This window comes from Saccharopolyspora aridisoli (genome assembly GCF_004348445.1).
In the GTDB taxonomy this organism is placed as follows: domain Bacteria; phylum Actinomycetota; class Actinomycetes; order Mycobacteriales; family Pseudonocardiaceae; genus Saccharopolyspora; species Saccharopolyspora aridisoli.
Genome location: NZ_SMKV01000005.1, coordinates 54,468 through 75,624, shown reverse-complemented (window position 1 = coordinate 75,624; position 21,157 = coordinate 54,468). Strand labels below are relative to the sequence as shown.

The 21,157-nt window shown below is 70.7% G+C and carries 24 protein-coding genes; 10 read left to right on the top strand and 14 right to left on the bottom strand.

The features are described 5' to 3' along the window. The first annotated feature begins 30 nt into the window (after positions 1-30). Positions 31-801, top strand: a complete 771-nt coding sequence (locus E1161_RS05430) for a DUF4389 domain-containing protein (RefSeq protein WP_235874804.1) — start codon at positions 31-33, stop codon at positions 799-801. Positions 802-1,077: 276 nt separating this feature from the next. Here E1161_RS05430 and E1161_RS05425 read toward each other — a convergent pair whose 3' ends face one another. Next, a complete protein-coding gene (locus E1161_RS05425; RefSeq protein ID WP_132620207.1) occupies positions 1,078-2,637 on the bottom strand; it encodes an alpha/beta hydrolase in 1,560 nt (519 codons plus the stop codon). 269 nt (positions 2,638-2,906) lie between these two features. Between E1161_RS05425 and E1161_RS05420 the strand changes: the two genes are divergently transcribed. Then, the gene (locus E1161_RS05420; RefSeq protein WP_235874803.1) at positions 2,907-3,830 is read left to right on the top strand and encodes an EamA family transporter; all 924 of its coding nucleotides are present in this window, start codon (positions 2,907-2,909) and stop codon (positions 3,828-3,830) included. A 9-nt stretch (positions 3,831-3,839) separates the two neighbouring features. On the opposite strand, the gene E1161_RS05415 is transcribed toward E1161_RS05420, so the two are convergent. The 10 genes from E1161_RS05415 to E1161_RS05370 all read right to left on the bottom strand — a co-directional run bounded on the left by E1161_RS05415 (position 3,840) and on the right by E1161_RS05370 (position 9,621). Then, entirely contained in the window at positions 3,840-4,736 is an 897-nt protein-coding gene (locus E1161_RS05415; protein ID WP_235874802.1) for a 2-dehydropantoate 2-reductase, read from the bottom strand. Positions 4,737-4,747: 11 nt separating this feature from the next. Next, positions 4,748-5,851, bottom strand: coding sequence for an ATP-dependent DNA ligase (locus E1161_RS05410; RefSeq protein ID WP_268951370.1), 1,104 nt, complete (start codon positions 5,849-5,851; stop codon positions 4,748-4,750). Between the two features lie 10 nt (positions 5,852-5,861). Then, complete coding sequence (gene amaP, locus E1161_RS05405; protein ID WP_132620205.1) at positions 5,862-6,464, bottom strand: alkaline shock response membrane anchor protein AmaP; 603 nt, start codon at positions 6,462-6,464, stop codon at positions 5,862-5,864. After that, on the bottom strand, positions 6,461-6,997 hold the full coding sequence (locus E1161_RS05400) for a DUF6286 domain-containing protein (protein ID WP_132620204.1): 537 nt from the start codon (positions 6,995-6,997) through the stop codon (positions 6,461-6,463). The genes amaP and E1161_RS05400 overlap by 4 nt, the downstream gene beginning before the upstream one ends. A 3-nt stretch (positions 6,998-7,000) precedes the next feature. Then, on the bottom strand, positions 7,001-7,366 hold the full coding sequence (locus E1161_RS05395; protein WP_132620203.1) for an Asp23/Gls24 family envelope stress response protein: 366 nt from the start codon (positions 7,364-7,366) through the stop codon (positions 7,001-7,003). Continuing rightward, the gene (locus E1161_RS05390; RefSeq protein WP_132620202.1) at positions 7,363-7,545 is read right to left on the bottom strand and encodes a hypothetical protein; all 183 of its coding nucleotides are present in this window, start codon (positions 7,543-7,545) and stop codon (positions 7,363-7,365) included. Before E1161_RS05390 ends, E1161_RS05395 begins: the two co-directional genes overlap by 4 nt. A gap of 43 nt (positions 7,546-7,588) precedes the next feature. Then, positions 7,589-7,837 carry a hypothetical protein gene (locus E1161_RS05385; RefSeq protein WP_132620201.1) on the bottom strand — a complete coding sequence of 83 codons (249 nt, stop codon included), beginning with the start codon at positions 7,835-7,837 and terminating at the stop codon, positions 7,589-7,591. Between the two features lie 27 nt (positions 7,838-7,864). Next, on the bottom strand, positions 7,865-8,167 hold the full coding sequence (locus E1161_RS05380; RefSeq protein WP_132620200.1) for a hypothetical protein: 303 nt from the start codon (positions 8,165-8,167) through the stop codon (positions 7,865-7,867). A gap of 33 nt (positions 8,168-8,200) precedes the next feature. Then, positions 8,201-8,719, bottom strand: coding sequence for an Asp23/Gls24 family envelope stress response protein (locus E1161_RS05375; protein ID WP_132620198.1), 519 nt, complete (start codon positions 8,717-8,719; stop codon positions 8,201-8,203). 149 nt (positions 8,720-8,868) lie between these two features. Further along, complete coding sequence (locus E1161_RS05370) at positions 8,869-9,621, bottom strand: pyrimidine reductase family protein (protein ID WP_132620196.1); 753 nt, start codon at positions 9,619-9,621, stop codon at positions 8,869-8,871. An 80-nt stretch (positions 9,622-9,701) separates the two neighbouring features. Between E1161_RS05370 and zapE the strand changes: the two genes are divergently transcribed. Next, the gene (zapE, locus tag E1161_RS05365) at positions 9,702-10,733 is read left to right on the top strand and encodes a cell division protein ZapE (protein ID WP_132620194.1); all 1,032 of its coding nucleotides are present in this window, start codon (positions 9,702-9,704) and stop codon (positions 10,731-10,733) included. Positions 10,734-10,800: 67 nt separating this feature from the next. On the opposite strand, the gene rocD is transcribed toward zapE, so the two are convergent. After that, positions 10,801-12,030: an ornithine--oxo-acid transaminase gene (gene rocD, locus E1161_RS05360; protein ID WP_132620192.1), complete on the bottom strand. Its 1,230-nt coding sequence runs from the start codon at positions 12,028-12,030 to the stop codon at positions 10,801-10,803. A gap of 114 nt (positions 12,031-12,144) precedes the next feature. Continuing rightward, complete coding sequence (locus tag E1161_RS05355) at positions 12,145-13,782, bottom strand: serine/threonine protein kinase (protein ID WP_132620190.1); 1,638 nt, start codon at positions 13,780-13,782, stop codon at positions 12,145-12,147. A gap of 229 nt (positions 13,783-14,011) precedes the next feature. Here E1161_RS05355 and E1161_RS05350 point away from each other — a divergent pair, with 229 nt between their 5' ends. From E1161_RS05350 to E1161_RS05340, 3 genes are read left to right on the top strand one after another with little or no spacing between them, the layout of a single operon-like run. Further along, positions 14,012-15,520, top strand: coding sequence for a sugar ABC transporter ATP-binding protein (locus E1161_RS05350; RefSeq protein WP_235874801.1), 1,509 nt, complete (start codon positions 14,012-14,014; stop codon positions 15,518-15,520). Further along, on the top strand, positions 15,513-16,523 hold the full coding sequence (locus E1161_RS05345) for an ABC transporter permease (protein ID WP_132620186.1): 1,011 nt from the start codon (positions 15,513-15,515) through the stop codon (positions 16,521-16,523). Before E1161_RS05350 ends, E1161_RS05345 begins: the two co-directional genes overlap by 8 nt. Positions 16,524-16,554: 31 nt before the next feature. Then, on the top strand, positions 16,555-17,559 hold the full coding sequence (locus E1161_RS05340) for a sugar ABC transporter substrate-binding protein (RefSeq protein WP_132620184.1): 1,005 nt from the start codon (positions 16,555-16,557) through the stop codon (positions 17,557-17,559). A 93-nt stretch (positions 17,560-17,652) separates the two neighbouring features. On the opposite strand, the gene E1161_RS05335 is transcribed toward E1161_RS05340, so the two are convergent. After that, a complete protein-coding gene (locus E1161_RS05335; protein WP_132620182.1) occupies positions 17,653-18,048 on the bottom strand; it encodes an ArsI/CadI family heavy metal resistance metalloenzyme in 396 nt (131 codons plus the stop codon). 79 nt (positions 18,049-18,127) lie between these two features. On the opposite strand from E1161_RS05335, the gene E1161_RS05330 reads away from it, so the two are divergent. From E1161_RS05330 to E1161_RS05315, 4 genes are all read left to right on the top strand, one after another. Then, entirely contained in the window at positions 18,128-18,469 is a 342-nt protein-coding gene (locus E1161_RS05330; protein ID WP_408011947.1) for an ArsR/SmtB family transcription factor, read from the top strand. Then, a complete protein-coding gene (arsB, locus tag E1161_RS05325; protein WP_132620180.1) occupies positions 18,466-19,527 on the top strand; it encodes an ACR3 family arsenite efflux transporter in 1,062 nt (353 codons plus the stop codon). The genes E1161_RS05330 and arsB overlap by 4 nt, the downstream gene beginning before the upstream one ends. 9 nt (positions 19,528-19,536) lie before the next feature. Next, entirely contained in the window at positions 19,537-19,935 is a 399-nt protein-coding gene (locus tag E1161_RS05320; protein WP_268951369.1) for an arsenate reductase ArsC, read from the top strand. Positions 19,936-20,161: 226 nt separating this feature from the next. Next, the gene (locus E1161_RS05315) at positions 20,162-20,971 is read left to right on the top strand and encodes a serine hydrolase (protein WP_132620178.1); all 810 of its coding nucleotides are present in this window, start codon (positions 20,162-20,164) and stop codon (positions 20,969-20,971) included. The last annotated feature ends 186 nt before the right edge of the window (positions 20,972-21,157 follow it).

Genomic DNA, 21,157 nt, shown 5'->3' with positions numbered 1-21,157 from the left:
GAATCAACGTGGAGCGCCGGGAGGGTGGCTTTGAGCGAGTCAGCCGCAGTCGAAGACGGCCGGTTCCTGCCCGAGCTGCTGATCACGCCACCGCAGCGGCACCGCCGCTGGACCGTGCTGCTGCGGATGCTGCTGCTCATCCCGCACTTCATCGTGCTGTGGGCGCTGGGCGTCGCGGCGGCGGTGGTGGCGTTCATCGGCTGGTTCGCCGCGCTGGTCCTGGGCAGGCTCCCCGAGTGGATCTCCGGTTTCCTCACCCTCTACATCTCCTACAGCACGCGGGTCGGAGCCTCCGCGTGGCTGCTGGTCGACCGCTACCCGCCGTTCGTCGTGGGCGATCCGGAGTTCCCGGTCGACGTCGAGATCCGGCCGGGCACGCTCAACCGCTGGGCGGTGCTGTTCCGGTTCGTCCTGCTGATCCCGGCGGCTGTCGTGGCCGCGGTGACCTCGTGGGGCTTCGGCGTCCTGGCATTCTTCCTGTGGCTGATCATCCTGGTCATGGGTCGCAATCCGCGCCCGGTCTTCGACGCCTCGGTGGCCGCCTTGCGCTACTCGATGCGCACCAACGCCTACATCTGCCTGCTCACCGGCGCCTACCCGAAGCGGCTGTTCGGCGACGCCCGCGAGGAGGGCGAGGCCGCCAAGGTCGCGGCCGGCACGCGGCCGCTGGTGATGTCCCGGGGCGGGCGGGTCCTGCTGATCGTGTTCATCGTTCTCGGCGTGCTCGCGATGGTGGGCAACGGCGCGATGTCGTCCACGCAGCCGTCCCCGCACGAGTACCAGTACGCCCACCTCGGATGACCGACCCGACGACCCTGCTCGGTCACTGATCGCAGCCGCCGGGTTCCGCTCCTCGGGCGACGTCGGTTCGCTCGTGCAGCGGTGTTCCGGCGGTTGGATCGGCGAGGAACATCGGACGGTGCTGGTATCCAACACCGATCGGAGGTCGGAGATGGTCGGCACCGACGCACCGCACCAGGGCGGTTGCAGCTGCTGCGGCAGCTGCAGCGGTCCTTCCTGTGGCTGCTGCTCCAGCTGCGGCTGAAGCGGTGGTGGCCCGCCCGGGGTGTTGCGGGATCACTCCGGGCAGGCCATGCCTTCGGTGGGCACGACTCCCTGCACCAGGAATCGGCTGATCGCATCGGTGACGCACGTCGAGCGGGCGATCGCTCCGTGCCCTGCGCCCTGCCAGCGCATCGACACCCCGGTGGGCAGCTCGTCGGCCAGGTGGTCGGTGCCCAGCGCCAGCGTCCGCGGATCGTGGGCCGTGGTGATCACCGGGATCGGCGGTAGATCCGCGCGGCGGGGAGTCGGCAGCGGCTGCTGCGGAACCGGCCACGAACCGCACCACACCACGCGCTGCGCAGCGACCCCACCGAACAGCGGGAAGCGGCTCACCCAGTCCTGCGCGATCTCGCTGCTGCGTTGCGGCGGAACGCGCAACGTCGTGTCGTTGCAGCTGGTGATCAGTTCGCCGTCGAACCACGGCGGGTTCACCCCCTGCGCGGCGACCAGCGGGGCGGTGAGCTCGGCGAGCCGCGTTCCGTCACCGCGGTCGCCCGCCGCCAGCGCCTCCGTCAGCGCGGGCCAGCCGTTGCGGTCGGAGAGCCCCTGCAGCACCGCCTGCGTGATCCGGCCCGCCGGTACCGACGTGCCCTGCGCGGGCAGCGGAGCGTTCCGGGTGCGCTCGACCAGATCGCTGACCGTCTGCCGGGGATTCGGCCCGAGCGGGCAGTTGCGGCTGACGCAGTCGGCGGCGAAGACGTCGAAGGTCTGCTCGGCGGTCTGCGCCTGGTACTCGGCCTGCCCCATCGAGTCGCGCGTCGGGTCCGGGGCGCCGTCGATCACGAACCGCCCGACCCCGCCCGGGTACCGCTCGGCGTAGGTCGTCAGCAGCCGCCCGGCCTCGCCGCGGCCGATCGCGTGCAGTCTCGGCACACCCAGTTCCAAGCGGAGTTCTTCCAGGTCGGAGGCGGTGCGCCAGGTGTCGTAGGCCTGCAGGCGCTCGTCGAGCTTGAGCAGGCACTCCTGGCTGGCAGACAGCACCGACTCCAGCAGCCGGTCCAGGTCCGGGCGCTGGGTCGCGCGCGGATCGAAGCCCAGGACCTCCTCGCGCTGCTGCGGCGGAACGCAGTCGGCGGGTTCCGACTCGCCGGTGCCTCGCCGGTCCATGCCGATGATGTCGAAGGTGTTGCGGATCTCCGGTGGCAGCTGGGTGGCCATCCGCGCGGCGAAGGTCGTGCCCGGCTCGCCGCCGACATCGCCCACGACCACCAGCGGGACCCGGCCGGAGCCCGTGCGGATCAAGGAGTTGCGCGCGGTGCCTCGCTCCGGGGCCTCCGGCGCGTCGAGCGTGGAGAGCAGGCGGGAGCAGGAGAAGGACAGACCGGGCGGCAGGGTTCCCAGCTCAGCGCGGGTCTGGTCGGTGCAGTCCTGCCAGCTCAGCGCGTCGTTCGGAGCGGCGCCCAGCGGCGGCACCGGCCGCGGCTTCGGCGGCTGCGGCGCGGGCGCCACCTGCTGCTCGCTGTCGTGGTAGGCGACCGCGGGGCGCTGGGACGGCCCGACCGAACAACCGGTGACCACCAGCAGCAGCAACGGCAGCAGCGCGGCCCCGGCCCGGTTGGTGGTGCGCGGCACAAGAACTCCTAGTCGACCGGCGAACGTGCTACGCAGCATCCCATGATCGACGTGTGACCTCGGTTAGGGGACGCTCGTCGCGGTGGTCCGCCGCGACTCCTCGCTCGGCGGTGCCGGAAGCCGAACCCGGCTCCGGATGCGAGAGCCCAGTGCACGGCGTCCTCCGGCGGGCGGTGCGAGGTGCGCAGGAGCGCCCTCACTGCTCGTCCTGGTCGTGTGTTCACTGGGATAGCGTGCTGTTCGTCGCCGTTCGATCGTGAAGGAGCGTTGTGCAGGTCGCCTGGGGGCCCGGAGAAGAACGTCGGTGGAGCGCGAGCCGGGTGTCGGCCGCCGCGCTGGGAGCCGTGCCGCCGCCGATGATGGTGCTGGTCGGCGTGGTCAGCGTGCAGGTGGGCGCCGCGTTCGCCAAGCAGCTGTTCAGCGTCGCCGGTGCCTCGGGCGTGGTGCTGCTGCGACTGGTGTTCGCCGCGCTGGTCCTGCTGGCGGTGTTCCGCCCGTCACTGCGTCTGGACTGGCCGACGCTGCGCGTCGTCGCCGGGTACGGGCTGGTGCTCGCCGGCATGAACATGTGCATCTACCAGGCCTTCGAGCGGATTCCGCTGGGTGCGGCGGTGACCATCGAGTTCCTCGGGCCGCTGACCGTGGCGCTGTTCGGGTCGCACCGCAAGCTCGACGTGGTGTGGGCGCTGCTGGCCGGAACCGGCGTGTTCCTGCTCTCCCGCGTCGAGGGCGGCCTCGACTGGGTCGGCGTCGCGTTCGCGCTGGCCGCGGGCGCCTGCTGGGCCGGGTACATCCTGCTCGGCGCCAAGCTCGGCAGCCGCACCACCGGGACCTCCGGACTGGCGTTGGCGATGGCCTTCGGCGCCCTGGTCGCGCTGCCCGTGGGCGCCTTCGATTCCGGGCCCGCGCTGCTGAGCCCGATGGTGCTGATCATCGGGCTGGTGGTCGCGCTGATGTCCTCCGTGGTGCCCTACACGCTCGAACTAGAAGCGCTGCGCCGGATGCCGCCCCGCGTGTTCGGAATCCTGATGAGCACCGAACCAGCCGTCGCCGCCCTCGCCGGCCTGGTGGTCCTCGGCGAACTGCTGACGGGCTGGCAGTGGCTGGCCATCTGCTGCGTCGTCATCGCCTCCGTCGGCTCGGTCGCCACCACCCGCAAGACCCCCGAGTCGAGCGACCCACCGGCGAACTAGAGCACGGGTTCAGGCATGGGGGAGCGGATGCGGCTTGATCGCGCGGAGGAGCGTCAGGAGCGTCCGGTTGAGGGGGACCGGGATGCCGTGGCGGTCGGCCGCTCGGACGAGGGCTCCGGTGATGTTCTCGTGCTCCAGGGGGAGTCCGGCGATGCGGTCGTAGAGCATCGAGGTGCCGTTGGTCGGAGGCATCCGGGCCGTGTAGTCGGCGAGGACCTGGTCCGCGTCCTGCTGAGCCAGCGATGCGCCCTCGGCTCGGGCGACCGCGATCGCCTCGGTGAGGATGCCCGCGCAGAGCTCCTGGACCTCGGCGTCGGCGAGCACGTCCAGGCGGCGCAGCGTCAGCGCGGTGATCGGGTTCGGTGCCACGTTGGTGAGCATCTTGCGCCAGGCCGCGGTGTGGAAGTCGTGGGTCTCGCGCAGCTTGAGCGCCGAGCCAGCCAGCATCGACACGAACCGGGAACCGAGATCTCCCGCGGGGACTTGCACGGTGGCCGGCGACCGACGCACCACGCGGCCGGGACTGGTCCGCTCGGCTCCGACGTAGATCAGCGCGGGCAGCACGGGTGCCTGCAGCCGCAGCTCGGCGACCGACTCGCGGTGCGCGACACCGTTCTGCACGACCACCAGGGGCGTGCGCCCGTCGTCGAGCTCGCGCAGCCAGGGAGCCGTGCTCGGAACGTCGTGAACCTTGGTCGTCAGCACGATCCAGTCGACCCCGCCGAGGGCACCGGGATCGGTGGCCACCGACACCGGGACCTCAGCGGGCCCCTCGGGCGCGTCCACCACCAGCCGCTCGAACGGGGTGCGCACGCACATCGTCACCTCGTGACCCGCGGCGTGCGCCGCTTCGGCGATCACCCCGCCGATGCCACCCGAACCGATCACCGCAATCCGCTCTGCCACGGGAGCGGACGTTACCCGCTCGAACGTTCCGTGCGGTGCACGGCGCCGAACAGCACCGAGTCCAGGTCGTAGCGCATCGGCTCGTCCAGCTGGGCGTAGTCGCAGGACTTCGGATCCCGGTCGGGACGCCAGCGCACGAACTGCGTGGTGTGCCGGAACCGGGCCGGGTGCCCGCCTTCGGTGTGGTCGTAGGAGACCTCCACGACCCGTGCCGGACGCAGCGGCACCCACGGCTGCTCGTTGCTGTTCCAGCGGTTCACCGACCCGGGCAGCCGCCGCCCGGTCGCGTTCTCGCCGACCCACGGGTGCTCGCCGTCGGTGATCAGCTCGGTGAGCTCCCCGGCCAGCTCCCGCCTGCGCGTGGCGGAGAACGAACCGACGACGCCGACGTGGTGCAGCACGCCGTGCTCGTCGTGCAACCCCAGCTGCAGCGAACCCACTGCGGTGCCGGGTTCGGTGTTGGCGTGCCAGCGGAGTCCGGCGACCACGCAGTCGACGGTGCGCGAGTGCTTGATCTTGAGCATCGTCCGCTTGCCCGGCACGTACGGGCCGTCGAGGGGCTTGGCAATGATGCCGTCCAGCCCGGCGCCCTCGAACAGCCGGAACCACTCCTCGGCCAGCTCCGGGTCCTCGGTGGCCGGGGTGGTGCGCAGACCCGGGCGGTCCAGACCCAGGTCGGCGAGCAGCGAGCGGCGTTCGGACTGGGCCGATCCGGTGAGGTCATGGTCGTCCAGCGCCAGCAGGTCGAAGGCGATGAAGGTGGCCGGGGTGCGCTCGGCGAGCGCTTTGACCCGGCTGGCTGCGGGGTGGATCCGCTCGCTGAGCACGTTCCAGTCGAGCCTGTCTCCGTCGGAGTCGTGGCGGATCACCACCAGCTCGCCGTCGAGGACCGCCGGCCGCTCCAGCTGCTGGGAGAACGTCGCCTGAACCTCGGGGAAGTAGCGTTCCAGGCCGCGCCCGGTGCGCGACTGCAGCAGCACGGGACTGCCGGGATCGACGAACGCCAGGCAGCGGAAGCCGTCCCACTTCGGTTCGAACAGCAGACCCTCGCGGCGCGGCACGCCGTCGACCGGACTGGCCAGCATCGGTTTCACCGGAGGGTGCAGCGGCAGCACGACGGCCCTCCTACTGAACGCGTTGCTTGGGGGAGCGGTCCAAGCGCAGCCGGATGGCCGTGGGCAGCGTTTCCCGCCCCAAGGCCTGGCGGGCGCGAGCGAGGACCTTCTCGTCCAGCTCATCCCACACGTGCCGGACGTCGGTGCCCTCCTGCAGCGACAGCGTCAGGCGCAGCGATGGCGAGCGGTCGGTGCCGGCCATCCGCACCCGGGCCCGCTTGACGCCCTGGACCTGCTCGGCATCGGCGCGCACGGCATCGGACAGCGCCCCGGCCGTCACGTCGAGGTTGCCGGAGTCGGAGTGCTCCAGGCGGAAGTCCGGCCGCTGCTCGGGCCGCATCGCGCGCACCAGCCACCACAGGCCCAGCACGAACAGCACGAGCCCGGCGACGATGCCGATCGCCGCCACCAGCCGGGAGTTGTCCTGCACCCACTGAACCACCAGCGGATCGGCCACCGGCCGCTGCGCGCGGAACACGCCCAGCACCCCGGAACCCACGGTGACCGCGGCGACGCCCACCAGCAGCGACAGCAGGCCCAGCAGGACCACGGCGCCGCGTTCGAACCCCGTGCCGCGACCGATCGGGGTGCTGCTCGGCTTGATCTCGCTCATCGGCGCTCCTTGGGCGTGGCCAGCGACACCTGCACCTTCGGCGTGCTGGGCAGTGGCAGGTCACCGACGGCGTGCTCGGCGGTCTCGGCCACCCGTCCCCGCAGGTCGCCGGTTTCCCGGAAGCGGGAGGTGGCCTTGACGCGGACCCGTTTCGCGCCAGCGGTGACGGTCGCGCCCGCGACCCCGTCCTGGTCGCGGACCTGGTGTCCGACCAGCCGCGCGAGCGAACGGCGGTCGGTGGTGACGGTGACCTCCGGTGCCGGGTCGTGCAGCCGGATGTCCCGGTGCCCCGCGCTCATCGCGGCGATCAGCAGCCCCAAGCCGAGCGCGATCAGCGCGCAGGCCACGAGCCGGACCGGGAGGTCCTCCCACGAGAACCCGCCCAGCGCATCGCGCACCGCGGCCGGTCCGAGGATCAGGCCGCGGCCGCCCGGTCGGATCAGCGACCACACCGACTCGATGGTCAGGAGCGCTCCGAAAGCGGCGAGGAGGATCCCGGCCACGGCGGTGATCAGTCGTACGAACAGGCGCATCGCTCACTCCACCCGAGGTGCGGCGGTCGGTGGGACCAGCCCGGACACGGTCACGTCGACGCTGCGCACCTCGCAGCCCGCGATGCGGGAGAGCTCGTCGCCGACCCGTTCGCGGATGGAGGCGACGGTCTCGCGCACCGGGTTCGGGTAGCGCAGCGCCACGGTCAGCCGGACCCGCAACGCGTCGTCCGGTCCGCTGATCTCAGCATCGGCGCCGTTCTTGCGCCCGCTGCGCGCGCTGCCCGGATCGGCGTCGGCGGTGTGCTCGGCGATCTTGCGCAGCACCGAGCGGTTGATGTGCAGGTTGCCGCGCTGCTCCAGCGCTTTGTCGGAGGTCGTCTCCTCAGGCTTGGTCGCGGCTGCGGTCATCGGCGGTCCTTGGAACGGCCGAGAAGGTCGCCGACCTCCAGCTCGCCATCGAGGATCCGGCCGACGACCAGCCCCACCACGCCGATCAGCAGCGCGATCAAGAACCCGCTGAACCCGCCGATCGCCGCGGCGGTGCCGAGGATCAGTCCGGCGATCAGTCCGGTCTGCGTCGCATTCATCTCCGATGCCTCCTGTGAAGAAACGGGCTGTTGCACGAACGGGTCATCGAACGCGGGGAGGCGCGTGGCGGCGCCGCCACCGGCATCGGGCGCGGTGCAGCAGGCCTCGGACTCCGCTCGGCCTGGTCTCCACCACGATCGGTGCTTCGAACCGGGGATCGGCGGTCCTGCCGCGCAGCCGAGCGAGCCCGGCGGCGAACGCCTCCGGGTCCCCTCCCACGTCCGGGTGATTCGCCCGGACGAACGCGCGGATCTCGGCGCGCGTCGCCGAACCGTGCTGCACGTCCACCATTCTGCGCCTCCAGGCGGGACCGGCCAATCATGCCGATTCCGGCGGGTCCTCGGCGGTTTCCACGTCGGACACGTAGATGTCCACTCGGGTTTCACCCAGCGGCCTTGCCAGCGATTCGCGCAGTTCGGCGATGGTCTTCACGACCGGCTGGTCGAGGCGCACCACCACGCCGATCTCCACGCCCCCGTCTTCGGGCATCCGCACGCCGGTGATGCGGTGGCCGGGGAAGTAGGACGTGATCTCCCCGAACGCGCCGCCGGCCAGCCGTGCCACCGACGGGTGCGCCAGCACTTTTTCAGCGAGCTCACTGGCGGATGGCTGCTCGGGCAACTCGGCCTCCTAGGCGGTTTCGGACGGACGACATCACTCGACGCGCGACTGCGCGGATTGCGGCGCCTCCTCCTCGTCGTCGCTGGGGAGGTGGATGTCGTTGACGACGATGTTGACCTCGATGACGTCGAGACCGGTCATCCGCTCCACGGCGGTGATCACGTTGCGCCGCACCGCGCGCGAGAGATCCACAATGGACGCGCCGTACTCGACGACGAGGTCGAGGTCCACCGCGGTCTGCTTCTCGCCGACCTCCACCTGCACGCCCGACGTGGAGGAAGTGCCGCTACCGCCGGGGATCCGGTCGCGCAGCGCGCCGAAGGCGCGGGACACGCCGCCGCCCATCGCGTGGACGCCGGAGACCTCGCGGGCCGCCATGCCCGCGATCTTCTGCACCACCGATGCGGCGATGGTCGTCTTGCCCTGCGAGCCCTCGTCGGCGGTGCGCGCGGGCGATCCGCCGCTGCGCGTCTCCGGGATGCGCCGCTCGCTGCTCTGAGCCCCCGTCTGCTGGGTGGCTTGGCCGGACGAAGTGTCGCTGTTCTGGGCCATGGAAATCCAGCTCCTTCCCGGTGCGCCGAGGAATCTCGGCGAGGTGGTGGCGCGAGTAATGCCCGCACCTGGTTCGAAGGGTGTCCCAGATGCGATTGCGGCACCATTCGGGTGCCTCGGGTGACGGCGCCGGCGGTTCGCCACGTCCGTCACTCCCGCATTCTCCCGTAACGCAGGAACAGCAGCGAATCCGAGTGCAGCACCGATTCCAGCCGCATGCGCTGCGGCGGCTCCACGCCGCGGCCGTCCGAGATCCGACCGGCGTCTCCGCTGGCCAGCATGGGGGAGAGGGTGAGGCAGAGCTCGTCGACCAAGTCGGCGTCGACGAGGCCGCCGAACAGCTGCGGCCCGCCTTCGCAGCCGATCCGGCGAAGCCCCCGCTGATCGAGCGCGTGGAGCGCGGTGGTGAGGTCCACCCGGTCGGTGCCCGCGACCACCACGTCGGCACCGGCCTCGGCGAGCGCGGCCCGCCGCTGCGCGGGCGCCGACTCGCAGGTGAGGATGATCGGCGGCACCAGCGTGTCGGTCAGGAGCGGCGAGTCCAGCGGCAACGCGGCGCGCGCGGTCACCAGTGCGATCGGTGGTACCTCGGAGAGCCCCAGGCGAGAGCGGCGCTCGGTGCGGACCGCGTTGCGCTTCACACCGCGGTACCGCTCGGCGACGGCGGTGCCCGCGCCGACCAGGATCACGTCCGAGAGATCGCGGATCAAGCTCAGCACCGCGCGGTCCACCGGATCCGACAGCGCCCGCGAGCTGCCCCCGGAGGTGACCGCGCCGTCCAGGCTCGACACGAAGTTCACCCGCACCCACGGGCGGTGCGGGGTCTCGGGGTAGGCGTAGCGCGCCTCCAGGCGCGCGTCCGCTTCTGGTGCGCCGTCCACCGGCCAGAGCTCATCGACCACAGATCCATCCCACCACGGGTGACGAGTGGCACGCGGCGTCAGGACCTGGCTCGGCGGTGTCCGGTTATAGAGTCGGGCGCATGAATTTCGCCCGTCTGGTCGACCGCCGTCCAGAGATCACCCCGGACGAGCTGGTCCAGGCGATGACGCCGCCGCCCCGCTTCGAAGCGGCGCGCTTCGAGACCTACATCCCCAATCCGGAGGAACCCAGCCAGGCGCAGGCCGTGCGGGACTGCGCGGCGTTCGCCGAGCGGATCAACGCCTCCGCCGGTGGTGGCGGCGGCTGGTTGCGCGGGATGTTCGGGGGCAGGAAGAAGACCGACGGCGACAAGCGCGGGCTCTACCTCGACGGCGGGTTCGGCGTCGGCAAGACCCACCTGCTGGCCTCGTTGTGGCACGCCACCGAGGGCACCAAGTCCTACGGCACCTTCGTCGAGATCACCAACCTCGTCGGCGCTCTCGGGTTCGCCGCGACCGTCGAGCGGCTCTCCCAGCACCGCCTGCTGGCCATCGACGAGTTCGAGCTGGACGACCCGGGTGACACGATGCTGGTCACGCAGCTGATCGCGAAGCTCACCGACGCCGGTGTGCACGTGGCGGCCACGTCCAACACGCTGCCGGACAAGCTGGGCGAGGGCCGGTTCGCCGCGGCGGACTTCCTGCGCGAGATCCACGCGATGTCGGCCCGGTTCGGCGTGGTGCGGGTCGACGGGCCGGACTACCGGCACCGCGGTCTCCCGGATGCGCCGCCGCCGATGGCCGATGACGAGCTGTCCCGGCTCGCCGAGGCCACCGATGGGTCGACGCTCGATGACTTCGACGGGCTCTGCGGTTTCCTCGCCCGCCTGCACGCCTCGAAGTACGGCAGGCTCGTCGACGACATCACCGCCGTGCACATCTCGGGCGTGCACGCGGCCCCGGACCAGGACGTGGCGCTGCGCCTGGTGGCGCTGGCAGATCGCCTCTACGACCGGGCCATCCCGGTGCGGGTCTCGGGCGCGCCGCTGTCGGGGCTGTTCACCGAGGAGATGCTGCAGGGCGGTTATCGCAAGAAGTACCTGCGGGCGATCAGCCGCCTCACCGCCCTCTCCCGGGACCTCACCAGGTCCTGAACCGCTGCACGCGGGCAGCAGTTCCGGTCCGAACTGCTGGACGGCTCGGACCGGAACTGACCGGCGGCTACTTCGCGAGGACCTCGGCGATGGCGTCGATGCCGGTGTCGAGCTCATCGCGCGTGATCGTCAGCGGCGGGGCGATGCGCAACGTCGTGTCCTGCGTTTCCTTGCACAGCACGCCCTTGGCCATCAGCGCCTCGCTGGCCCCACGACCTGCGGGGCCGCCGGGCGCGATCTCCACGCCCGCCCACAGGCCCCGGCCGCGCACCTGCGCCACGCCGTTGCCGATCAGGTCGCCGAGGCGCGCGTGCAGATGGGCGCCCAGGTCGCGGGAGCGCTCCTGGAACTCGCCGGTGCTCAGCAGCCGGATGACCGCGCGGCCCACGGCCGCCGCCAGCGGGTTCCCGCCGAAGGTGGAGCCGTGCTGACCGGGCTGCAGCACGCCGATGACGTCGTCGCGGCCGACCACCGCCGAGACCGGCAGGATGCCGCCGCCCAGCGCCTTGCCCAGCGCGTAGAGATCGGCGCGGACGCCGTCGTGGGCGCTGGCCAGCAGCTCGCCGGTGCGGGCGAGGCCGGACTGGATCTCGTCGCAGATGAGGAGCGCGCCGTGCTCGTCGCACAGCCGCCGGAGCCGGGGCAGGTAGTCGGCGGGCGGCACGACCACGCCTGCCTCGCCCTGGATGGGCTCGACCAGCACCGCCGCGGTCCGCTCGCTGATCGCGGCCTCGACGGAGGCGGCGTCGCCGTAGTCGGTGACGGTGAAGCCCGGGGTGTGCGGGCCGAACCCGGCGCGAGCCTCCGGGTCGGTGGAGAAGGAGACGATGGTCGTGGTGCGGCCGTGGAAGTTGGAGCCGGCCACGATGATCTCGGCTTGGTTCTCCGGCACGCCCTTGACCTGGTAGGCCCACTTGCGGGCGATCTTGATCGCCGACTCGACCGCTTCGGCGCCGGAGTTCATCGGCAGCACCCGCTCGGTGCCGGTGAGCTCGGCGAGCTCGCGGCAGAACGGTCCCAGCTGGTCGTGGTGGAACGCGCGGCTGGTCAGCGTGAGCTTGCCGAGCTGCTCGGTCGCGGCGGCGACCAGCTCGGGGTGCCGGTGCCCGAAGTTCAGGGCCGAGTAGCCGGCGAGGAAGTCCAGGTAGCGCCGTCCGTCCACATCGGTCATCCAGGCGCCGTCGGCCTCGGCGATCACGACCGGGAGCGGGTGGTAGTTGTGCGCGCTGTAGCGCTCGTCGAGCGCCAGGAACTCTCCGGCGCGGGACTCGGTGTCGAGGTGGTGGGCGGTAGCCATGAGCACAAGGCTATGTCGACGGTCCAGTGGATTTCAGTCGTCAAGCCTTGCTTGTCGCGTCGCTTCGTTGCGTAGATTCAAGCAATCGTGAAGGTTCGTTGTGCCCTCTCGGCCTCACAGCATGCGTGATTCGTAGCGCCCGCGGGCGTACTGCTCCAGGGCTCCTCGCAGCCGCCGGGCTTCCTGCCGCCGGGAGATGAAGCCCCCTGTCGCGCCGACCGGGTAGATCCTCGCGCCGCCGTGGTAGCGCCGCACCCGGTGCCACACCGACGAGCGCGGGGCCGAACCGTCGGCCAGCCAGACCGCCAGGGACGTCGACTTTCCCTTGCCGACCACGCCGACGCGGGACACCTGCTGCCACGGGATCTCACGGGTGAGGCCCATCCGGTGGACCACGACGCCGTCGGAGTTGACCTTCAACCGCAGGCTCGGCGCCAGCATCCGGCCGCACGACCAGATCGCGCCGAACAGCAGCAGCAGCGAGCCGATCCGGAAGACCGCCAGCTGGTCCGGGTTGATGGACACGGTCCCGTTGTAGAACGGGATGTCCATGCGGTCGGAGAGGTAGAACACCCCGACCAGCAGCAGCGTGAAGACCGCGGTCCACATCGCCGCGGCCACCCGGCCCCGGGTGCGGAACTCCGGGCCCGGCCCGTCCCGTCGCACGCGTGGTGCGCGCTGCTGCTGCGCCTGCGTGGGGCGCTTCTGCGGCGGGGAGGGCACGATCTCGTCCCGCATCTGCGGTGCGGGCGCGACGGCCGGTTGCTCAGCAGCGGCGACCGGAGGTGGCTGGGTGTAGACCTGGGTGAACGGCCTGGGCGTTGGGTGCGGCGCCGCGGGCACCGGCTGCGGCGGTGGAGTGTCGGGGACCTGCACCGTGCGCTGCAGCTCGGTCGAGTGCTGGGCGATGACCGCGGTGATCGTCGGCGGCAGCCAGCTGCTGCCCTGCGGGCTGGTCTCGCCGATCCGGTCCAGCATCTGCGCCGGGGTCGGGCGGGCCGCCGGGTCCTTGTGCAGGCATTCGGCGAGCAGCGGCCGCAGTCCTTCCGGCACCTCCTCCAGCTCGGGCTCGGCGTGCGCGACCTTGTACAGCAAGGAGGCGGTGCTCTCCTCGCCGAACGGTCCGCAGCCTGTGGCGGCGAACGCCAGCACGGCGCCGAGCGAGAACACGTCGCTGGGCGGACCGACCTCGCTGCCGAGTGTCTGCTCGGGCGAGAAGAACCCGGGGGTGCCCAGGAAGATGCCGGTCGCGGTCAGCGAGCGGCCGGTCATCGCCCGGGAGATCCCGAAGTCGATGACGCGCGGGCCGTCCGGGCCCAGCAGGACGTTGGCCGGTTTGAGGTCGCGGTGCACCAGTTCGGCCTTGTGGATGGCCACCAGCGCCTCGGCCAGCCCGGCGCCCAGGCTGCGCACGGTGGCCTCGGGCAGCGCGCCGTGGTCGGCGACGGCCTGGTGCAGCGTCGGCCCGGGCACGTACTCGGTGGCCAACCAGGGCTGTTCGGCGTCCGGGTCGGCGTTGACCACGGCAGCGGTCCAGAACCCGCCGACCGCGTGGGCCGCGTCGGCCTCGCGCCGGAAGCGCTCGCGGAACTCCGGGTCGTCGGCGAGGTCGGCGCGGATGACCTTGACGGCGACCACGCGACCACCGCGCGAGCGGCCGAGGTATACCCCGCCCATCGCGCCTCGGCCCAGACGGGCCAGCAGCCGGTAGTCGCCGACCCTGGTCGGATCGCTGGCCAGCAACGGCTGCACGGCGTCCTCGCCCCCTAGATCTTCGGTGGTCGCGTGTGCGCTGTCCCGACCGAGAGCTTACGTAACCTCTTCTCCCACGTCCGGCGGTCGCCCGATTTCGCGTCGGCGTGCCGTTCGGTAATCGGTTACTTGGCTTCGTTCCTGCTCTTTCACGATGAGCCGAGCTGTGGGTATGATCCGGCGCACCGTGACCTGGAGCACGCTCGCAGCGGATCGAGGGAGGCACGCCGTGACAGCCAGCGGACAACGCCCGGCAGTGGCGCTGCGCGGCGTCGGCAAGCGGTTCCCCGGGGTGGTGGCCGTCGACGGCGTCACCCTGGAGATCGCACCGGGCGAAGTGCACGTCTTCGCAGGTGAGAACGGTGCGGGCAAGTCGACGCTGATGAAGTTGATCGCTCAGATCGAGCAGCCCAGCAGCGGTCACATCGAACTGGACGGTGCGCGCGTCACCTACCAGGGCCCCGGTTCGGCGCGGCGGCTCGGCGTGTCCATGGTGCACCAGGAGTTCGCCCTCGCCCCGGACCTGTCGGTCGCTGAGAACCTCTTCATCGGACATGAGCCCGGCCGGGGCGGCTGGATCTCCCGCACCGCTGAGCGCCGGGCCGCGCGCGAACTGCTGGCCCGCGTCGGCCTGGACGTCGACCCCGGTCGACGCGTGTCGTTGCTGTCCACAGCGGAGCAGCAGCGGGTCGAGCTCGCCAAAGCCCTGGCGGTGCAGGCGAAAGTGCTCATCCTCGACGAGCCGACCGCGAGCCTGACCGAGCGCGAGGCCGAGGAGCTGTTCGGCATCGTCCGCGAACTCACCGTCCAGGGCATCGCGGTGCTCTACATCTCGCACCGGCTGGACGAGATCTTCGAGATCGGCGACCGGGTCACCGTGATGCGTGACGGGACCGTTGTGGACACCAGTCCGGTCGACGGCCTCGACGAGGCGCGGCTGGTGCAGCTGATGGTCGGCCGCGACGTCTCCAACCTCTACCCGCGCACCCACCAGCCACCCGGCGAGGTGCGGTTGAAGGTCGACGGGCTCACCCGGGGCGAGCAGGTCCGCGACGTGTCCTTCGAAGTCCGGGCGGGGGAGATCGTCGGGCTGGCCGGCCTGGTCGGCGCCGGGCGAACGGAGTTGGCCCGCGCGGTCTTCGGCGCCGAGCCGCCGGAGCGCGGAACGATCACAATGGACGGTCGTGAGCTGCGCATCCGCGGCCCGGCCGACGCCATCGCCGCCGGGATCGGCTACCTCACCGAGAGCCGCAAGACCGACGGCCTGGCGATGCAGCTGGGCGTGGACAAGAACATCACGATGGCCAGGCTGCCGATGCTGCGCTACGGGCTCATCGACCTTCAGGGTGAACGGCGCATCGCCGAGCGCCAGCGCGAGTCGCTGCGCATCCGCGTCCCGCGCGTGGGGAGGCGCGCGCAGACGCTCTCCGGCGGCAACCAGCAGAAGGTGGTGTTGGCGCGATGGCTGGAAACCGGGGCCGACGTGCTGTTCTTCGACGAGCCGGGCCGGGGCATGGACGTCGGGGCCAAGTCGGAGATGTTCCAGCAGCTGGATTCCCTCGCCGAGCGGGGAAAAGCGGTCGTGCTGATCTCCAGTTACCTGCCGGAGCTGCTGAACATGTGCGACCGGATCCTGGTGATGCGCGGTGGTCGGATCACCGGCGAGGTCGAGCGAACCGAGTTCTCCGAAGAACGCGTGGTCGCACTCGCGACCGGAGCGAAGGGCAACCATGACTGAGCAGACCAAGGCACCGTCCAATGGGGACCGCGGCCTGCTGGGCGGGCTGAGCGACCGGCTTTCCGGCGCGATCTCCCAGGTCGCGGCGGCCGGCGCGCTGATCGTCGTGTTCATCCTGCTGTCGATCGTCGCGCCGTCGTTCCTCACCGCCGACAACCTGTTCAACCTCGGGTCGCAGACCTCCGTGAACGCGGTGATGGCGGTGGGCGTGACGCTGGTGATCATCACCGGCGGGATCGACCTGTCGGTGGGCTCGGTGGCCGCCCTCTCCGGTGTGATCGGCGTGCTGCTGATGGCCGAGTACGGGTTCAACCCGTTGCTGGGCATCGTCGGCGGACTCGTCGTGGGTGCGCTGGCGGGGCTGGTCAACGGCCTGCTGGTGTCGGTGGTGGGACTGCCGCCGTTCATCGCCACGCTGGGCATGCTCAGCGTGGGACGTGGTTTGGTGCTGATCGCCACCGGGGCGGTCGCGGTGTTCGGCGCGCCGGACTCGTTCCGGCTGCTCGGGCAGGGCATCCTCGGAATCCTGCCGATCCCGGTGCTGCTCATCATCGTGGTGGCCTTGCTCGGGTACGTGGTGCTCACCCGCACCCGGCTCGGCCGCTACGCGTACGTGATGGGTTCCAACATGGAGGCCGCGCGGCTGTCCGGCGTCCCGGTCAAGCGCTACATCACCTCGGTGTACGTGCTCTCCGGTGCGTTGGCGGGGCTCGGCGGAATGATCGCGGCGTCGCGGATCAACTCCGGCCAGCCGAACTTCGGCGAGGGCCTCGAGCTGGACGTGATCGCGGCGGTCGTCATCGGCGGCGCCAGCCTCTTCGGCGGGCGCGGCACCGTGCTCGGTTCGCTGATCGGGGCCTTCCTCGTCGCGGTCATCCGCAACGGCGCGGTGCAGCTCAACATCGGCACCTTCTACCAGAACGTGCTGATCGGCGTGATCATCTGGCTGGCCGTCTGGTGGGACTACTACCAGCGCCGCAAGCTCGGCGGCGACGCCGGATAGCCACTTTCGCGAGGAGCAAGGGAGCTCTGCGATGAAGAAGGTTCTGACCGCAACGTGCGTGATGCTGACGCTGGCGGCCACCGGCTGCAGCGTCGGCGTGCGCGAGCAGACCGGCGGCGGGCAGGAGTCCGGCGGCCCGATCAAGATCGCGGTGGTGCCCAAGGCGATCGGTTTCGACTTCTGGGAGAAGGTCCGCGTCGGCGCCGAGTGCGCCGGGTCCAAGCAGCAGGACGTGGAGCTGCAGTGGGACGGCGTGAGCGCGGAGAGCGACGTCAGCGGCCAGCAGAGCCTGCTGCAGGACATGCTCGCCCAGGGCAACGTCAAGGGCCTGGTCTACGCGGCCACCGATGCCAAGGCGCTGTCGGACGTCACCAAGACCGCGCAGGGCCAGGGCACCACGGTGGTCAACATGGACTCCGGCACCACCCCGCAGCCGCCGGACGTGCCGGTGTTCGCCACCAACAACGTCGCCGCGGCCGAGCAGGGCACCGATGAGCTGGCGCGTCAGCTGGGCGGGAAGGGCAAGGTCGCCTTCATCGAGTTCCAGGCCGGTACCAGCACCAACGAGACCCGAGGGCAGGGCTTCAAGAACGGATTGGCCAAGAACCCCGGGTTGCAGCTGGTGGCGCAGCAGTCCAGCGACAGCGACTACAACAAGGCGTTGCAGGTCACCCAGGACATCCTGACGGCCAACCCGGACCTCAACGGCATCTACGCGGCCAACGAGCCGAGCGTGCTGGGTGCGGCCGAGGCGGTCCGCCAGTCCGGCAAGACCGGGCAGGTCAAGATCATCGGGTGGGACACCTCGGAGGGGCAGATCCAGTCGCTGCGGGACGGCGTGATCACCGGCCTGATCGCTCAGAACCCGTTCAAGATGGGCTACGCGGCGGTCAACACCGCGATCGCCAAGATCCGGGGCGCGGGTGAGCAGGCCCCGAACACCGACACCGGCGCCACCCTCATCACCAAGGAGAACCTGGACTCGCCCGAGATCCAGAAGCTCCTCAACCCCTCCTGCGAGAACCCGCCCCAGTGACGTGGACGAGGCGGTGATCCACTCCTGGGAACCCCGGTGCTCGCGGTGGCGATCGCCGGGGTCCTCGCATCTCAGGGCGCGGGTGACCAGGTATTACGAGCAGCAGGTGACATCCGCGGCCGGGGAGTCGGACTTGACGGTGTAGACCTCCCAGGGCTCTCGGCCCGGTCCGTGGACCCAGACCTTGTCCTGCACGGCGTAGCAGCAGTCGGTGTCGTTCTCGACCTCGGTGAGCAGACCGAGCTCCGCCAGGCGGGCGGTGGCCTGCTCGACGGTGGCGGTGTCACCGACCTCGACGCCGAGGTGGTCCATGACGGTGCCCTGCCCGGCCTCGCCCTCGATCAGGACCAGCTTCAGCGGCGGTTCTGCGATGGCGAAGTTGGCGTAGCCGGGGCGCCGCTTGGCCGGCTCGGCGCCGAAGAGCTTGGAGTAGAAGGAGATCGACCGTTCCAGGTCACCGACGCGGAGGGCGAGTTGAAGGCGTGACATCACGAGCTCCTTGTTTTGATGTACATCGAAACAGCAACCCGAGATTGCTCCGTGTTTTGAGGTATGTCAAATTAGAGGGGTGTCTAAGCAAGAGGAGTTGTGCTGCTCGCCGGTCCTCCGGGAGCCGATGAGCGCCGAGCGGTCGATCGAGCTGGCGCGCGTGTTCAAGGCGATCGGGGAGCCGGTGCGGTTGCGCTTGCTCTCGTTGATCGCCTCGCACGCCGGTGGTGAAGCGTGCGTGTGCGATCTGACCGGCGCCTTCGAGCTGTCCGGGCCGACGATCTCGCACCACCTCAAGGTGCTGCGCGAGGCCGGGATCATCGAGGGGGAGCGGCGTGGCACCTGGATCTACTACCGGGTGCGTCCGGAGACGCTGAGCGCGGTGTCGTCCGTTCTGACGCCGGCGGAGGTGCTCGCGTGACGCGCACGGTTGAACCCGAGAGCGCGGTCGTCGCGCGGCTCTCGACCCTCGACAGGTTGTTGCCGGTGTGGATCGGTGCGGCGATGATCGTCGGTCTGCTGGCGGGTCGCTGGATTCCCGGGCTGGGATCTGCGCTGGACGCGGTGCAGGTCGATGGCGTTTCGCTGCCGATCGCGCTCGGCCTGCTGGTGATGATGTACCCGGTGCTGGCCAAGGTCCGCTACGACCGGCTGGACACCGTCACCGGCGACAAGCGGCTGATGGTCTCGTCGTTGGTGCTGAACTGGGTGCTGGGCCCGGCGCTGATGTTCGCCCTGGCCTGGGTGTTCCTGCCCGACCTGCCGGAGTACCGGACCGGTCTGATCATCGTGGGCTTGGCGCGTTGCATCGCGATGGTCATCATCTGGAACGACCTGGCCTGCGGGGATCGCGAGGCCGCCGCCGTGCTGGTCGCGTTGAACTCGGTGTTCCAGGTGATCGCGTTCGCCGGGCTGGGCTGGTTCTACCTGTCGGTGCTGCCCGGGTGGCTGGGCCTGGACCAGGTGGGGCTCGAGGTCTCGGCGTGGGAGATCGCCAAGAACGTGCTGATCTTCCTCGGCATCCCGCTCGTGGCCGGTTACCTCACGCGGAAGTTCGGGGAGCGGGCCAAGGGCCGTGAGTGGTACGAGTCGCGGTTCCTGCCCAAGATCGGACCGGTCGCGTTGTACGGGTTGTTGTTCACCATCGTGATCCTCTTCGCGTTGCAGGGGGAGGCCATCACCTCCAACCCGCTCGACGTCGTGCGGATCGCGCTGCCGCTGCTGATGTACTTCGCGGTGATGTGGGCGGGTTCGTTCGGGCTGGGCAAGGCCATCGGCCTGAACTACGAGCGCTCCGCGACGCTGTCGTTCACGGCCGCGGGCAACAACTTCGAGCTGGCCATCGCCGTGGCGATCGCGACTTTCGGCGTCACCAGCGGTCAGGCCCTGGCCGGTGTGGTGGGTCCGCTGATCGAGGTGCCGGTCCTGGTCGGCCTGGTTTACGTCTCGCTGGCGCTGCGGCGCCGGTTCACGTCCTGAGGAGAGCAAGTGCCCGAGGTCCTGTTCGTCTGCGTGCACAACGCCGGCCGGTCTCAGATGGCCGCCGCGCTGCTGCGACACCGCTCCCGAGGTCGGGTCGAGGTGCGTTCGGCTGGCTCCGCGCCGGCCGAGTCGATCAACCCCGCGGTCGTCGAAGCGATGCGCGAGCTGGGGATCGACCTGTCGGAGGAGGTCCCGAAGAAGCTGACCACCGATGCGGTCGAGGCGTCCGACGTGGTCATCACGATGGGATGCGGTGACGCCTGCCCCGTGTTCCCGGGCAAGCGCTACCTGGACTGGGAACTCGCGGATCCGGCCGGGCGGGGAGTGGATGCGGTGCGCGAGATTCGCGACGACATCGACCGCCGGGTGGGTGTCCTCCTCGCCGAACTGATGCCGCGCGAGTGACGTCCGGTCGCCGTCGCGGTACCCATCAGGTGGTTTAGCGCGGCACCAACACCCGGACGGGGGAAGAAGGGCTTCCACCTGCGGATTTTCCCCTCCTGTGCTGTCGTGACCGGACGGCGTTGTGTGAATCGAGTTCACAACGCCGGACGTCACGACCACAGCGTCCGGGGGTTGCGTGTTAGGCAGGACAACGGCTTCCCAGCCGCCGCGCCACGGGGCGGTCAGGGTGGCCGCTGCCGCCCTGTCGGTCCTGCTCATCGGCTGCGCGCCGTCGGCCGTGGCCACGCTGGAGGACCAGCACAGCACCTTCGAGGCCCGTGCGAAGCCCACCGGAGCCCCTGCCGCCACCGCCGCCTCGGTCGACCAGCAGGCGGCGGCTCAGCGGAACCCCTTGGGCGTCGCGGTCCTGGATCGCGCGACCGGTGAAGTCGCCTACGGCAGGGCCGGGATGCGACCTATGCACTCCGCGTCGCTGTCGAAGGTCATCGTGGCCGTCGAGCTGCTCGAACGGCGCCGGGTCACCCCGCAGGACCGCTTCGCCATGCGGCGCGCCCTCGGACCCAGTGACGACGAGGCCATGAACGCCCTGTGGGACCGCTACGGCGGGGCGTCGCTGATCACCGCTTCGGCGAACCGGCTGAAGCTCCAGCAGACCCGGCCGCCGGACGACCCTGGCCGCTGGGGCGACACCGTCACCTCGGCTCGCGACATCGCCGCCGTCTACCAGCACCTGCTCGCCCGGATGCCGGCCGCGGACCGCGAGTTCGTCCTCGACGCGCTGCACGCGGCCCCGCGCCGCGCGGCGGACGGGGTCAACCAGGGGTTCGGGCTGATGGCGATGGACGCGCAAGCGGTGAAGTCCGGGTGGATGTGCTGCCAGACGGGCAAGGTCTGGGTGCACAGCGCGGGTGTCGTCGACCCCGGCCGACGTTACGTCGTCGCCCTGCTCAGCGGCCAGCCCAGCTCGGTCGGCTACGGCAAGGCCGTCGAGGACATCACCGAAGTGGCCCGAACCGCGGTCACCCGGCTTCGCTGACCGGTTCCCGATGGGTGACCAGCCCGACGGTCAGCAGCAGCGACATCAGCACGCCGAGCAGGAGCACCGCCGGGGAGGTGTCGAGGGTCGCCGGCAGCGCGGCCCAGCAGCAGCACCCACCCGACCGCTGGGACCAGCGTCTAACGCCCGCCCTCGTGCATCGCGGCGGTCACCGCCAGCACGACC

Bases quoted from the DNA above. Each gene is read 5' to 3' on its own strand.
- amaP (WP_132620205.1), bottom strand. From the start codon at position 6,464: ATGAGCGAGATCAAGCCGAGCAGCACCCCGATCGGTCGCGGCACGGGG.
- E1161_RS05400 (WP_132620204.1), bottom strand. From the start codon at position 6,997: ATGCGCCTGTTCGTACGACTGATCACCGCCGTGGCCGGGATCCTCCTC.
- E1161_RS05395 (WP_132620203.1), bottom strand. From the start codon at position 7,366: ATGACCGCAGCCGCGACCAAGCCTGAGGAGACGACCTCCGACAAAGCG.
- E1161_RS05390 (WP_132620202.1), bottom strand. From the start codon at position 7,545: ATGAATGCGACGCAGACCGGACTGATCGCCGGACTGATCCTCGGCACC.
- E1161_RS05385 (WP_132620201.1), bottom strand. From the start codon at position 7,837: ATGGTGGACGTGCAGCACGGTTCGGCGACGCGCGCCGAGATCCGCGCG.
- E1161_RS05375 (WP_132620198.1), bottom strand. From the start codon at position 8,719: ATGGCCCAGAACAGCGACACTTCGTCCGGCCAAGCCACCCAGCAGACG.
- zapE (WP_132620194.1), top strand. From the start codon at position 9,702: ATGAATTTCGCCCGTCTGGTCGACCGCCGTCCAGAGATCACCCCGGAC.
- rocD (WP_132620192.1), bottom strand. From the start codon at position 12,030: ATGGCTACCGCCCACCACCTCGACACCGAGTCCCGCGCCGGAGAGTTC.
- E1161_RS05345 (WP_132620186.1), top strand. From the start codon at position 15,513: ATGACTGAGCAGACCAAGGCACCGTCCAATGGGGACCGCGGCCTGCTG.
- E1161_RS05340 (WP_132620184.1), top strand. From the start codon at position 16,555: ATGAAGAAGGTTCTGACCGCAACGTGCGTGATGCTGACGCTGGCGGCC.
- E1161_RS05335 (WP_132620182.1), bottom strand. From the start codon at position 18,048: ATGTCACGCCTTCAACTCGCCCTCCGCGTCGGTGACCTGGAACGGTCG.